Here is a 13,758-nt window from a genome sequence, read left to right as displayed (position 1 = left end):
TTGTGAGCCACTTTCACCTGACTTGACTCACAATTCGGTAGCGATGCCACTTGAGACGTCTGACGATCTAGTAAGGTTCACGATCTGATCAGTCGATTTGTCAGACCCGTGTGGCGGCGTCCGGCGCCCTTCACCCTGACCGCCTGTCCGAGCGCCCTGCGGGAGCCCACCACGACGACCAGGCGCTTGGCCCGGGTGATCGCCGTGTAGAGCAGGTTCCGCTGCAGCATCATCCACGCGGACGTCGCCAACGGAATCACCACCGCCGGATATTCCGACCCCTGCGAGCGGTGGATGGACACGGCGTAGGCGTGCGCGAGTTCGTCCAGCTCGTCGAAGGCGTAGTCGACGCTCTCGTCCTCGTCGGTGGAAACGGTCAGTTTGTGATCGTCGGGGGTGATCGCGGTCACCACGCCGACCGTTCCGTTGAACACCCCGGCGGCGCCTTTGTCATAGTTGTTGCGCAACTGGGTGACCTTGTCGCCGACGCGGAAGACCCGGCCGCCGTACCGGCGTTCGGGCAGGCCCTCCCGGAAGGGCGTGAGCGCCTCCTGCAGCGCCGCGTTCAGCGCGCCCGCCCCGGCCGCGCCCCGGTGCATGGGGGCCAGGACCTGCACGTCGCGGCGCGGGTTGAGGCCGAACTTGGCCGGGATGCGCTTGGCGACGACCTCGACGGTCAGGGCGGCGATCTCCTCGGGGTCCTCGGCCGGGAACAGGAAGAAGTCGGGGAACTCCCGCACCAGCGGCAGCTGCCCGGCGTTGACGCGGTGGGCGTTGACGACCACGCCCGACTGCTGGGCCTGCCGGAAGATCTGGGTCAGCCGCACCCGCGGCACGTCGGGGGCGGCCAGCAGGTCGCGCAGCACCTCCCCGGCCCCGACCGAGGGCAGCTGGTCGACGTCGCCCACGAACAGCAGGTGCGCGCCCGGCGCGACCGCCTTGGCCAGCTTGTTGGCCAGCAGCAGGTCGAGCATCGAGGCCTCGTCGACGACCACCAGGTCGGCGTCCAGCGGGTTGTCGCGGTCGAAGGTCGGCTCCCCGCCGGGCCGCAGCTGCAGCAGCCGGTGGACGGTGGTCGCCTCGTGGCCGGTCAGCTCCGACAGGCGTTTGGCGGCCCGGCCCGTCGGGGCGGCCAGGATCACCTTGGCGCGCTTGGCGCGGGCCAGCGTGACCACCGACCGCACGGTGAAGCTCTTGCCGCAGCCGGGGCCGCCGGTCAGCACCGCGACCTTCTCGGTCAGCGCCAGCCGGACCGCCTGGTCCTGCTCTTTGGCCAGGTCGGCGCCGGTCTGCGTCTTCAGCCACGCCAACGCCTGCGGCCAGTCGACGTCGGCGAAGGCGCGCAGCCGGTCACGGGAGGAGTGCAGCAGGCTCAGCACCGTGCCCGCCAGGGACCGTTCGGCGCGGTGGAAGGGCACCAGGTAGACCGCCGGGACGCTCCCCTCGGCGACCGCGACCTCCTCGCGGACCACCCCTTCCTCGGCGACGAGGTCGTCCAGGCAGGCGGAGACGAGCTCGGCCGGCACCGCGAGGATCTTGACGGCGTCGGCGACCAGGTTGGGGGCCGGGAGGTAGACGTGGCCGTCGTCGGCCGCCTGCGACAGCGTGTAGCGCAGGCCCGCCTTGACGCGTTCGGGGCTGTCGGCGGCGATGCCGACCGCCTGGGCGATGGTGTCGGCGGTCTTGAAGCCGATGCCCCACACGTCGTCGGCCAGCCGGTAGGGCTCGGCGCGCACGACGTCGATGGAGGTCTCGCCGTACTGCTTGAAGATCCGCACCGCGATGGACGTCGAGACGCCCACCCCCTGCAGGAAGATCATCACCTCCTTGATGACCTTCTGCTCCTCCCACGCGACCGCGATCATCCGGGTGCGCTTGGGCCCCAGCCCCGGCACCTCCACCAGCTTGGCGGGCTCCTCCTCGATGACGCGCAGGGTGTCGACGCCGAAGTGCAGGGTGATGCGCTCGGCCATCTTCGGGCCGATGCCCTTGATCAGCCCCGAGCCCAGGTAGCGCTGGATGCCCTGGATCGTCGCCGGCAGGACGGTGGTGTACGACCAGACCTCGAACTGCCTGCCATACCGAGGATGGGAGGTCCAGCGGCCGGTCAGCCGCAGCGACTCGCCCGGCTGCGCGCCCAGCAGCGGGCCCACCACCGTCAGCAGGTCGGGGCCCGACCGTTCGGTGGCCACGCGCGCGATGGTGTAGCCGGTCTCCTCGTTGGCGTAGGTGATCCGTTCGAGGACACACGCCAGACCGGTAACGGATTTTTCTGGACCCTCCACAGGGGCCTGGTGCGCCGAGCCCACCCGAGCGAGGGTAGACGTACGCCTGAACAAGTGCATCTTCGAAGCCCTGTACGACCCAGCACCTGCACAGCAGGGACGCGGCCGCGGATTCGCTCATCACCCAGCGGCGAGGCCCGCGATGGTGAGGTCACCTGCGACGATGTCGGCATCGGCTGAGATCAGTCCCAGATCACGGCCTGACGGACCATGCGCGGACCGTCTCGGCCCTACCGATGTCCAGCTTCGCCGACCGTCTCCACGACGACTGCACGCCCGAGGAACTCTGCCGGCTGGGATGACGGACATGCCATGACTCGAACCTCCATCGGCTCCGGGTCGCTTCAAGATCGTTATTTCAGGGGTTTCCGTCACGGCGATCAGGAACGGCTCTCGCCCGCGTTCATAGCCATCCCTCCTTCCTGGCGAGCTGAAGTGCGTCGTCACAGTCACGCACTTGTAATCGGTCATAGAGGTCTTGGAGTCGGCGAAACATCGTCTGTTCCGAACATCCGGTGCGCACGGCAAGCTTGGCCACCGTGGAATTGAAAGACAATTCCCGTAACCAGTCCACCTCCTGTGGCGATGGTTGGTAGGCGGGGTCCTGGCCGCGTGGGGCAAGGGGCGGTGGTTCCCCCATGCCGTCACCCCAGCGAGTCATCATGGCGGTCGCCTCCCTTTCCTTGGCGGGCTTGCAATCTTGACGCTAGGTACGGTTCCGCAGCGGGTCCATGACGCAATGCCTATGTCAGACCCCTGCCACATACCGGCGTGATTCAGATCCAGCCGTGCTCGCGGGCCAGCAGGAGGGCCTCAGTCCGATTTCCCGCCCGCATGCGTTTGTAGAGGTCGCGGAGAAGGCGAAACATCATCCGTTCCGAGTAGCCGGCGCGTTCCGCCAGATCAGCGACGGTGGCGCCGGTGGATAGGTGGCGCAGCCATTCCAGCTCACGCGGCGACAGCAGGGCGGGTTCCGGCGTCGTCGCGGCGTCATGGGACGTCAGACCACGCAGGACGCCGATAGGAAGCACAGTCCGTCCGCTGATGACGGCTTCCACCGTCGCTCGCACGGCGGATGGTTCAGCTTCACGAGGCAATGTCGCGACCGCGCCGGAGGCCAGCGCGCGGACATGTGTCGCTATGGCGTCGTCCGGCAGTAATGCGATGACGAGGAGGTTGCTGCGGGTGCGGCACAGCCGTTCGAGCAGTTCCCAGTCGTCGCTCGCCTGCAAGGAGAGCACTACGAGGGGGAAGTGATCATTGTCCATCCAGGCGAAGACCTCTTCCGGCGCTTCACTGCTCAGCCCGGCCTCGCGGAGGATGGCGATGATGCCATGTCGGTAGAGCGGCAGCGGATCGAAGACGGCAATCCGAATGAACACCGCGGTAGTCTGCCAGTCGGACGGCGCGGGGGCTGAGATACATGCCGGAGACCGCCGGATGTTGCGGCAAAGCGACGGGAAAGTTCCTCATGGACGAGTCCGCATGGCCTCGCGTCGGGACACGAACGCGCTGACAATCTCAGGAACGAGATCCATGATGACGCCCTGCGAAAAAAGCCGACTGACCTGGTGGTTGTTCCGCGACGGCGATGATCTGCAATGGCAGATGTCGAAGAGGGCCGGTCACGCGTAACTGTCGGGGAAAGGCCCGCTGGCAGCGGCGAGAACGGGTTGAATCCGCGAATCCGAAGTCGGTGGCAGCTGCCGTAGCAGCCGCTGCACTCTCAGGACAATGGTCTGGTTACTGGCGATTTTCCGCGCGCGCAGAAATGACTCCTCGGCCTCGCCGAAGTATTGTTCGGGGTTCTCGCAGACGCCGAGTGCGCAGCTGGCCAGGCCCAGCAGGTCAGCCGCTTCGAAATTTTTTCGATCAAGGCGTGAGAGGGCGTACGCGCGACGATGGGCTGAGTGGAAAGACACGCACGCCTCACCGGTCTCGCCCATACGCAGCGCGGCAATGCCCTGCAGCACGAAGGCCACGCCTGCGCGGTTCGTCTGGCTGAGCCATACAGCGTTGTCAGCGGCTACCCGCGCCTCCCGAAGACTGTCCATGTCCCCGTCTTTGCTCATCAAAAGAATGGCCTGAGCCAAGATGGTCGCCGCCTCCCGCTTGAGGGGGATGTTGTTCGTTCTTTCACCGACGTCAACGGCCTCCTTCGCCAGTTCGAAAGCCTTGACTGGTTCGCCCGTGTCGAGGCAGATCAGCGCACGCTGTCCGAGGAAGGCGCCCACCAATTCTGTCAAATTGAGTTTCCGGGCTGATCGTTCTCCTCTGTTGAGAATCTCCAAGGCTCTGAGCAGATCCCCGCGGGCGGCGTGTATGAGGCCGAGCCGCAGGTCGAGATACGGACCGGAGCGCGCCTCCTTGTCGGGATCGCCGCTCCGGGCGAATGCTTTTCTTGCCTGCGCGTCAAGCTTCTCTGCCTTCACGAATCTGCCATGCTCGTAATAGCAGTACATGAGCCCTGCCAAGGCGCTGCCGTGCGGCTGGTGCCAGCCGTTTTGCGTGCTCGCCTTGACGGCGTAGTTGTACCAGTTCAGCGCCTCGGCGCAGTTGCCGAAGTCATAGTGGGCATCGCCGAGCTGAACGGCTATGTGGCAGGCGTCTTGGGGATCGTATCGGTGGGGTTCGAGGTTGCGCTCCCACGCCTGCATCAGATCGTTGATTGCTCGGCCGGCGTCGTCTTGGCGGAGTGAATCCCAGCCCAGTGACGCGAGGTTGTGAATGTCGAGATAATCGCTCACGTGAGGAACCCGGCGTCGCAGATTCGCCAGTGAACCCGAGGCCTGCGCCCCATAACCGCTCCTGGCCAGCATGTCCATGACCACGAGCGCTTTCTCTCGCTCTCCGCCTGCTATGCGCATCTCCACCTCGGCGATCCGGCGGAACATGTCATGCTCACTGCGCAGATAGGGGGCGGACTCCGCGAAGTAACCGGCTGCGAGCGAGTAGAGGGCTTGCTTCGACAACCGATGGCTCTGCTTGCTACTGGTCAGCATTCCCAGAAGAAACTCTCCATCGGGCTTGCGTGGGAGGGCGAAGCGGGGCCCGTCTTTACGGATCAGCCGTCGCCGCACCAGCTCCTCAAGAGTGGGCTGGTTGTTCTGGAAAGGAAGGAACGGCTCGAGCACGGCGTCTACGGCTTCGGCCGGCACGGGCCTGTCGAGTATGGCCAGCGCATACAGAACGCGCCGTTCGGTACGGTCGAGCCCGGCCAGCGCCCGCACCAGGAGCGAGGTCAGCAGTTCCGGCCCGCTTAGCCCTTCCCGCCGCAGGACTTCGACAAGGCTGGTCAGGTTAAGGGTGAGGTCGCAGTGGAGTACGGCGACGAGCAGCTCCAGTACGCGCGGGTGCCCGGCGGTCAACGTCGCCAGGTCGTGGCCGATGCCCCGGTGGGAGGTGAAGTCCAGATGGTCGTCGGGATCCATCGCGCGCAGAAAGTCCCAGGCGCCGTCCTCATTCAGCCCATGGTTGAGCGTGAACTCCTTAATTCCGGGTCCCGCCACCGATCGACTGGATACCAGGAGCAGTTGAACCTTCCGCCCCCGCTCTGTGGCGACGGCGAGGGTGTCGCCAAGTTGTCTGTCGATGAAGGAGCCGTTGCCGTCGATCAGGTCTTGGACATCGTCGAGGACGAGCAGGACACGCGTGTTCTCGTTTATCGCGTCGAGCACCTCACGCACCGTCTCCGGCCACCGCAACGTCGAGTCCTTACGGACGTCCTTCGCCCGAGGCGAGCCAGGGGTGACCTGGGCGATCGCGCTCAGAACGCGCATTGCGTTGATCAGATATGGGCCGCGCGCGGCCAGGTAGACGAAACCGTTGATGGGCAGCGCACTGCGATCCTCGCAGACGCGGAGACGCAGCCGGGAGATCATCGCAGTCTTGCCGAAGCCCGAAGGTCCTATGAGCGCGACCGGCCCGTTTCTGCTCCTGAGCAGGGTGATCAGCTGCTCAGTTTCGCTGAATCGGTCCACCGGTTCCAGCGGCGGCGCGGGCAGTGGCTGGCCGTAACATACCAATCCGTTGTTTGAACCACCGGACGACGTTCCCTGGTGGGCGGGGGCTGACGTGCGAGTGGCGGGGCGGTTGGTCCGGCGTAGCTTCTGGGCTGTGATGCGATTCTCCAGCAGTTCGCACGCTTGGTGGAGGCGGTCTCGATCCGCTCTGCTGGCCCCGTTCTTGTACTGGACGTCGAGAAGTTTCAGGCGCTTTTGGTAGACGCTGATCAGGTATGAGGGCGACCCCAGCCGGCGCAGGTCAGACCTCAGATCGTCCCAGGTGTCCTGCTTGGCCGCAGAGAAGTCGTAGCTGTCTTGCTGCACCTCTACTGGGTGAACCCGCAACCCAAAAACCGGCAGGTCGGGCACTTCGGGCACTTCGGGTAGTCGAGGAAGATCTGTGGTGAGAACGACCGCCAGCGCATCGGCCTGAGCGATCTCGCTCAAGGCCAAGGCATGAACAGGACGAACATCCACCGGCAGGTCGTTCAGGTGATCGGTCAACGTCATCACGAAGTCGGAGCCGTCCGGTGCGTGCAGGACGACCAGCCGGAGTGTGTCGATCGGCTCGCCTGTCGTCGGAACCGGCTGGGGCTCAGATGCCGGCGGGACGTGGCGTCGCGGCAAGAAGGCGTCATCGGAATGGGCGAGATAGCCCTGAGTTGCCGCGGAGGCCAGTCGGAGGCACCACTCCTTGTCCTCCTCGCTGAACCATTTGCGACCCACATGCATGAGTGCGGCCGCTACCAGAGCGAGCGTGCTCTGCTCGTGCCACTCCTTGCCATGGCCGGAACTCCGCGCCCAGCCCGCGGCGCCCTCGTGAATTGCGGCGCTGATACGGCTGAAGTGCGGCACGATGCCGTTGCCGCTGTGCGCCTGCGGTTCGACGATGACCTTGATGAGGTGTTCACGCTCAGCCGCGCCTGGGCGCGCGACGGCCAGTAGATCCATGGCAAGGGCGACCAGCAGGTGCATCGGGTCTTGAGCGAGCGGAGCTGCCGGGTCAAAACGGTCGAGGTCGATGAGGATGTACTGTTCCGGGCGCTGCCGGGGTCGCATCGGCAGCAGGATGTTGCGCCCGCTCAGATCGCCGTGGGCTCTCCCGGTTGCCATCGAGTCCAGGGCCCGCCGGGCATGGGCACGGTCGCGCAGCAGCATGAAAGGATCGGGCGTGACCTCGCACCCACCACGTGCGTCTGCCCAGCGCAGAATGGGGCCTTCAGGGTCGATCCGCTTGCCGAGGATCCGCCGCATAAAGTCTTCGACGGTTACCTGTCCCCACTGTCGCGGGGTCGTGGAGTTCCAGTCTCGGATGATCGAACCGATGATCTGCTCACAAAACGCCGCAGCTTCCGGATTGCGGTCCAGTACGGGCTCCACCAAAGGGCGTACCGTTTTGAGGTCGCCACGGGCGATCTCCTGAAATACCAACTGCCAGTCACCTAATGGCACGGGTCTGCCATATGGCTGCGCAAGGTGCGGAAACGTGGCAGCCGACCGTCTAGCGGCGTCGACGTTGCCTACTTTGTACTCGGCAGGTGAGCGGTAGAACTTCGCGATTAGGTTGCGCTGGTCCTCGCCATTGACGAGCTCCACAAGACAGACAGGGTCGCGTCCGCGACCTGCTGTGAACCAGCCCTTGTGAACAAGCGCGAAGCCCTGGTCTTCGAGCCAGGCTTCGAGCGGCAGCAAAACCTGGGATGGCAATTCGCGCCATTCGGGTACATTGCCCAGCATCTGACCCCCATCCTCGGCGCCAGGGCAACTCCTTTACAGCGTCCGCCGGATAGGCATGAATGTGAAGTAGCGGGCATGTGGAATCTTGGGGGTCGCGTGAGCGAAGTCGCCGACAGAGATAAGGCTCAGCGGGACCTGCTCTGGGGGATGTACACCGATACACGCGCACATGCTCGGCACGCGGAGACCTTGCGGGCGAACGCCGTCAACATCGTCATCGTGGTGTCGTCGGCGATGGTGGCGGTGATCACCTCCACCGGCGGGGAAGTGAACCGTGATGACCTGCCGCTCACCCTGCTGCTGGTCTTGGTCGGCTTCATCGGGCTGGCTTTCGCCGCTGCCTACACCGAGCTCTACCATCGCAACCGGCTCCGGGCCGAATGGCTGCGCGCCATCCTCGACGAGCGGTTCTTCGCCATGGGCGATCCGACGATCACTGAGGCCCTCGCCGCTTCAGACAAGCGTCACCAGGGGACCCGACTCTACCGATGGAGCCGGCGCCTGACCGGTAGCACTCACCGCTTCTGGCGATGGGTGCCCATTCTCGTCTTTCTCGCTGGTGTCGGGCTGACCGCCATTGCTCTTCGGACTTGACCTCGACGACTCGACCGAGTGTTCGACCGAGTGTTCCGGTGCCGGGATCCGGCCTGCCAGCCGACTTGATGAAAAACGGCAGTCACGTCGAACCCGCCGGGTGTCGCCCGCCGCAGCGCCTGCGGCGAGATCTTCGACTCGGCCGATGTGCGTCAGCGCTGGAGGACCGGGGTCATCACGTTCTTCATGTGGAGGTGATCCGTTCGAGGACGGCCTCGATGACGGAGCCCGATTCCACGCGCCAGACTGTAGACCATAGCCTGACCCCATGGTCTTGGAGAGTACGGCGCGGGCCCTCGCGCTACGGGTGGCCACCGAGCAGGCCACCGCCCGCATCCCCGCCCTGGCGGTCGCGCTGACCCGCGGCGGCGAGCTGATCTGGTCGGGCTACCGGGGCCGCGTCGGCGACGCCCCGCCCACCGCCTCGACGCAGTTCCGGGTGGGGTCGATCACCAAGAGCATGGTCGCCGTCATGATCATGCGGCTGCGCGACGAGGGGCTGCTCGACCTGCTCGACCCGCTCGACAAGCACCTGCCCGGCACCCCGGCCGGCGAGGTGACGATCGCCCAGCTGCTGTCCCACACCGGCGGCCTGACCGCCGAGCCGCCCGGGCAGTGGTGGGAGCGCACGCCCGGCGTGCCGATGCCCGAGCTGATCGGGATGCTCGACCCGATGACCGGCCGCCACCGGCCCGGCCGCCGCTTCCACTACTCCAACCTCGGATTCGGCTTCCTCGGCGAGGTGGTGGCGCGCAAACGCGGCCGGGGCTGGGCCCAGGCCGTCCACGACGAGGTGCTCGCGCCCTTGGGCATGCGCGACACCACCGAGCGGCCCCGCGCCCCGCACGCCACCGGCTACGCCGTGCACCCGTGGGCCGACGTGCTGCTGCCCGAACCCGAGCACGACGCGGTCGCGCTGGCCCCGGCCGGGCAGATGTGGTGCTCGGCGGCCGACCTGGCCCGGTGGGCGATCTTCGTCGGCGGCGACGGCGCCGGCGTGCTGCGCCCGGCCACGATGGCCGAGATGCGCGAACCGGCCACCGTCGAAGACGGCCCGTCGTGGACCTCCGGCTACGGGCTGGGCCTGCAGCTGCGCCGCCACAACGGCCGCCGCCTGGCCGGGCACACCGGGTCGATGCCCGGCTTCCTGGCCACCGTGTGGGCCGACCCCTCCGACGGCGTCGGCGTGCTGTTCCTGGCCAACACCACCAGCGGCGTCAAGGGCAACGCGCTGACCGGCGACCTGCTCGACCTGCTCGACGAGCACGAGCCCGCGCTGCCGGCCGAATGGCGGCCCGCCCCGGTCGACGACGACCTGCTGGCCCTGACCGGCCCTTGGTACTGGGGCCCGGCCGCCTACGTGATGCGGGCCCTGCCGGGCCGCGGCCTGGCGCTGACCCCGGTCGGCGAGACCGGGCGCGCCTCCCGGTTCGCCGCGCTCGCCGACGGAACCTGGCTGGGCCTGGACGGTTACTACGCCGGCGAGACGCTCCGCGTGGTGCGCACCGGCGAGGGCGTTCACCTCGATCTCAACACGTTCGTCTTCACTCGTGAGCCCTACGGGCCGGCCGGTCCGGTGCCCGGCGGGGTCGACCCCGAAGGCTGGCGCTGACGTTACTCCCACAATGTGTTGATTGTCCAAGTTTGACCGATTCTGGGAGTTGTACTACCTTCTGGGGAACTCGAGGCGGTGTGACCTACGTAACCGCAGGTCAGCCGCCAAAAGGAAGACAACTAGAGATCGCCGAATCCGCGCGCCCCGCGCGGAACCGGGGAACCAGCGAGGACCCGGTGATCACCTGACTCTCCCGATCACCATGCACACCCACCGGGTCCTCTGGGGTGAATCGGCCTGTCTGCCCCTCATCGACAGGCCGTAGGGCGGCTTCCACGCCCGAGTCCGTCAGCTAACCCGGTAGGCGCATGGAAGCAAGGAGTCAACCCCACCCATGCGAGCCCCCAACCCTGGAATCCGCGCTGTCCTGGCCACCGGCCTGATGACGGCGGCCCTGGTCACCGGCGGCACCGTCGCCGCCGTCGACCTGACCCCCGTCGCCCACGCCGAAGCCGCCGCCCCCGCGGGGGCGGCCCCCGAGGGCGTCGCCCTGGCCTACAGCCCCCTGCTGGAGGTCGCCAAGCGGCTCCCCAGGGTCAGCGCCCAGCAGGTGCTCCACCTCGCCACCAGTCAGGTCGGCGTCAGCGAGAACATGTACGGCGGCGGGACCAAGTTCCACGACTGGTACATGAACTCCGACCGCGCGGCCGAGACCATCGCCCGCGACGGCGGAACCCGCCTCGGGTACCGCAACGCGGCCTGGTGCGACATGTTCGTCAGCTGGGTCGGCGATCAGCTCGGCATCAGCCCCGTGCTCGGCGAGGACGCCTACACCGTCCGCCACGCCGAGTGGTTCGCGCAGAACAACCGCTGGGGCACCACCCCGAGCCCCGGCGCGGTCGTGTTCTTCGACTGGAACGGCGGAAAGGACATCCACGACATCCAGCACGTCGGCTTCGTCATCAAGGACAACGGCGACGGCACCATCGAGACCGTGGAAGGCAACACCGGCAACGGCGTGGTCGAGGTCCGCGAGCGGCAGACCGCCGACGTCGTGGGCTACGGCTACCCCGTGTACACGGCTTAGAAGTTCTCCCCCAGCCAGGCCCGCCAGGCGTGCTCCGCCAGGGGCCTGGCGATCTCCCCCGGAAAGGCGTGGTGTTCCGCGACGACGGCGTCGCGGTACCCGTGGACGAGCGTGATCATCGACGTCGCGGTCACCACGCACAGGAACCCCGACTCGGCGAACACGACCTGCGCGTCGTCGGGGTTCAAGCCCGGCACCGCGACGCGGCCCTTCTCCGGTGGCTGCCCCAGAGAGAAGGCGTCGAGAAAGGCCGCCCACACCCTCGCGGCATCGGGGGTGGGGCGGCCGATCTCGAACAGCGCGTAGTCGGCCGTGACGCCCGGGAAGTGCGTCAGATAGGCGTGCAGCTTGCGCAGATAGAGGGCGTCGCCCGAGGACAGGGCGTCGTACTGGTCCTCCCAGTCGCCGGTCAGCAGCCCCGAGTGCACGAACCGCAGGACCGTGCTGCCGCCCGCGCGGCCCTCCAGCAGGTATTCGAACGCCATGAACGACCCGTCGGCCGCCGTGTCGGTCGTGAACGCCAGCCGCTCGCCCGGATCCCAGCCGGTGACGGTGGCGTGGGTGGTGAACCCGGCCACCGTCTGACGGCCCGCGCCGCCGACCCCGGGCTCGAAGTCGTTGGCGCCCATGAACCACGAGTCGACCCCCGGCCCGGTCGCGATCGCCTCCCACACCTCCTCGGTGGTGGCGGGCAGGACGATTTCCTCACGGACCTCGAACTCGTAGGACATGGCGGCCAGCCTAGCGAGACAGATTCCGGTAGGCCCTCACCGACAGCGGCGCGAAGATCGCCGTGATGACCAGCGGCCAGGCCAGCGACAGCTCCAGCGCGTGCGCGGCCGCCCAGGTGTCGTTGGCCCAGCCGGGATTGCCGAACAGCTCCCGCGTGGCCGCCGCCGTCGACGACAGCGGGTTCCAGTCGGCGATGACGCCCAGCCAGCCCGGCATCGTGGCCGGCGAGGTGATGGCGTTGGACAGGAAGGCGATCGGCCACACCAGGATCTGCAGCGCCATCACCGCCTCCGGGTTGCGGATCTTCAGCCCGAGCCAGATCCCCATCCACAGCAGCGCGAAGCGCAACCACAACAACAGCCCGACGGCCGCCAGCGCGCCGCCCAGGCCGTTGTGGGCGCGCCAGCCGACGGCCAGCCCGCTGGCCAGCAGCACCGCCAGCGCCAGCACCGTGGTGAGCATGTCGGCCGCCGCCCGGCCCGACACCACCGCCGAGGAGGCCATCGGCAGCGACCGGAACCGGTCGGTGACCCCCTTGGTGACGTCGGTGCTGATCGCGGTGAAGGTGCCCTCCAGGCCGAAGATCATCGTCATGGCGAACATGCCGGGCAGCAGGAACTCCCGGTAGTCGCCGCCGGGCACCTCGATGCCGCCGCCCAGCAGGTAGGCGAACAGCAGCAGCACCATGACGGGGAACAGCAGCCCCGCGACGAGCTGGCCGGGGTTGGCGGTCCAGTGGGTGACCTCACGCCGGGTGACGGTCCAGCCGTCGGCGAGGGCCCAGGTCAGTCGGTTCACGCGTGACTCCTCGGTGCGGCGCTGCGGGTGAGGTGCAGGAAGACCTCGTCGAGGGTGGGGCGGCGGATCGCGACGTCGTCGGCGGCGATGCCGCCGGCCGCCAGGTCGTGGACGACCGCCGTCAGGGTCGCCATGCGGTCGGGGGCCGGCGCGCTGACGCGCCGGGTGTCGTGGTCGGTCTCGGCGCCGGGGCCGAGCAGGGCCGCGACGGCCGGGAGGTCCGCCGGGTCGTGGACGACGATCTCCACCCGGTCGCCGCCGACGGTCTTCTTCAGCTCCTCCGGGGTGCCCTCGGCGACCGGGCGGCCCTCGTGGACGACGCTGATGCGGTGGGCGAGCTGGTCGGCCTCCTCCAGGTACTGCGTGGTCAGCAGCACCGTGGTGCCGTCGGCGACCAGGGCGCGCACCGCCGCCCACACCTCGGCGCGGCCGCGCGGGTCCAGGCCCGTGGTGGGCTCGTCGAGGAACAGCACCGGCGGCGACAGGATCAGCCCGGCCGCCAGGTCCAGGCGGCGGCGCATGCCGCCCGAGTAGTGCTTGACCGCCTTGCGGCCGGTGTCGGCCAGCCCGAACCGGTCGAGCAGCTCCCCGGCCCTGCGCCCGGCGGCCTTCGGGCGCAGGTGGGACAGCCGGCCGAACATCTCCAGGTTGGCGCGGCCCGACAGGGCCTCGTCGAGGGCGGCGTGCTGGCCGACCAGCCCGATGTGGCGGCGCACCTCGCCGCCGTCGCGGGCCACGTCGAACCCCGCCACCCGCGCGCTGCCCGCATCGGCGCGCAGCAGCGTGGTCAGCACCCTGACTGCCGTGGTCTTGCCCGCCCCGTTGGGGCCGAGCAGGCCGTGGACCGTCCCGCGCGGGACGGTCAGGTCGAACCCGTCGAGGGCGGCGCGGTCGCCGTAGCGCTTGACGAGCCCGCGCGCCTCTATCGTGTACGTCATGCCGTACAGCGTACCGTACAGCATACGG

9 protein-coding genes and 1 riboswitch are annotated in these 13,758 nt (G+C 67.8%); of the genes, 3 read left to right on the top strand and 6 right to left on the bottom strand.

Features of this window, described 5'->3' with window-relative positions; all coding sequences use genetic code 11:
• Positions 1-77: 77 nt before the first annotated feature.
• From recD2 to AW271_RS36970, 3 genes are all read right to left on the bottom strand, one after another.
• Positions 78-2,285 (bottom strand): SF1B family DNA helicase RecD2, encoded by a 2,208-nt coding sequence (recD2, locus tag AW271_RS36980; RefSeq protein ID WP_062342873.1) that lies wholly within the window; start codon positions 2,283-2,285, stop codon positions 78-80.
• 776 nt (positions 2,286-3,061) lie between these two features.
• Positions 3,062-3,667, bottom strand: a complete 606-nt coding sequence (locus AW271_RS36975; RefSeq protein WP_062342824.1) for a response regulator transcription factor — start codon at positions 3,665-3,667, stop codon at positions 3,062-3,064.
• Positions 3,668-3,910: 243 nt separating this feature from the next.
• A complete protein-coding gene (locus AW271_RS36970) occupies positions 3,911-8,026 on the bottom strand; it encodes an AAA family ATPase (protein ID WP_157555030.1) in 4,116 nt (1,371 codons plus the stop codon).
• 96 nt (positions 8,027-8,122) lie between these two features.
• Here AW271_RS36970 and AW271_RS36965 point away from each other — a divergent pair, with 96 nt between their 5' ends.
• The 3 genes from AW271_RS36965 (at position 8,123) to AW271_RS36955 (ending at position 11,262) form a co-directional block, all read left to right on the top strand.
• Positions 8,123-8,620 (top strand): hypothetical protein, encoded by a 498-nt coding sequence (locus AW271_RS36965; RefSeq protein ID WP_062342820.1) that lies wholly within the window; start codon positions 8,123-8,125, stop codon positions 8,618-8,620.
• A gap of 268 nt (positions 8,621-8,888) precedes the next feature.
• Entirely contained in the window at positions 8,889-10,232 is a 1,344-nt protein-coding gene (locus AW271_RS36960; protein WP_062342818.1) for a serine hydrolase domain-containing protein, read from the top strand.
• A gap of 120 nt (positions 10,233-10,352) precedes the next feature.
• A riboswitch (cyclic di-AMP (ydaO/yuaA leader) is annotated at positions 10,353-10,557 on the top strand.
• Positions 10,558-10,569: 12 nt separating this feature from the next.
• Positions 10,570-11,262 carry a CHAP domain-containing protein gene (locus AW271_RS36955; protein WP_062342816.1) on the top strand — a complete coding sequence of 231 codons (693 nt, stop codon included), beginning with the start codon at positions 10,570-10,572 and terminating at the stop codon, positions 11,260-11,262.
• Here the strand turns inward: AW271_RS36955 and AW271_RS41960 are convergent.
• Genes AW271_RS41960 through AW271_RS36940 form a run of 3 tightly spaced genes read right to left on the bottom strand, consistent with a single transcriptional unit; the run spans position 11,259 to position 13,754 of the window.
• Positions 11,259-11,993 (bottom strand): SRPBCC family protein, encoded by a 735-nt coding sequence (locus AW271_RS41960; protein ID WP_062342814.1) that lies wholly within the window; start codon positions 11,991-11,993, stop codon positions 11,259-11,261. The genes AW271_RS36955 and AW271_RS41960 overlap by 4 nt on opposite strands.
• Positions 11,994-12,003: 10 nt before the next feature.
• The gene (locus AW271_RS36945) at positions 12,004-12,792 is read right to left on the bottom strand and encodes an ABC transporter permease (RefSeq protein ID WP_157555028.1); all 789 of its coding nucleotides are present in this window, start codon (positions 12,790-12,792) and stop codon (positions 12,004-12,006) included.
• Positions 12,789-13,754 carry an ATP-binding cassette domain-containing protein gene (locus AW271_RS36940; RefSeq protein ID WP_245653386.1) on the bottom strand — a complete coding sequence of 322 codons (966 nt, stop codon included), beginning with the start codon at positions 13,752-13,754 and terminating at the stop codon, positions 12,789-12,791. The genes AW271_RS36945 and AW271_RS36940 overlap by 4 nt, the downstream gene beginning before the upstream one ends.
• Positions 13,755-13,758 lie beyond the last annotated feature (4 nt).

Source organism: Herbidospora sakaeratensis (genome assembly GCF_001570525.1).
GTDB classification, from domain to species: domain Bacteria; phylum Actinomycetota; class Actinomycetes; order Streptosporangiales; family Streptosporangiaceae; genus Herbidospora; species Herbidospora sakaeratensis.
This window is presented reverse-complemented; position numbering and strand designations above follow the sequence as displayed.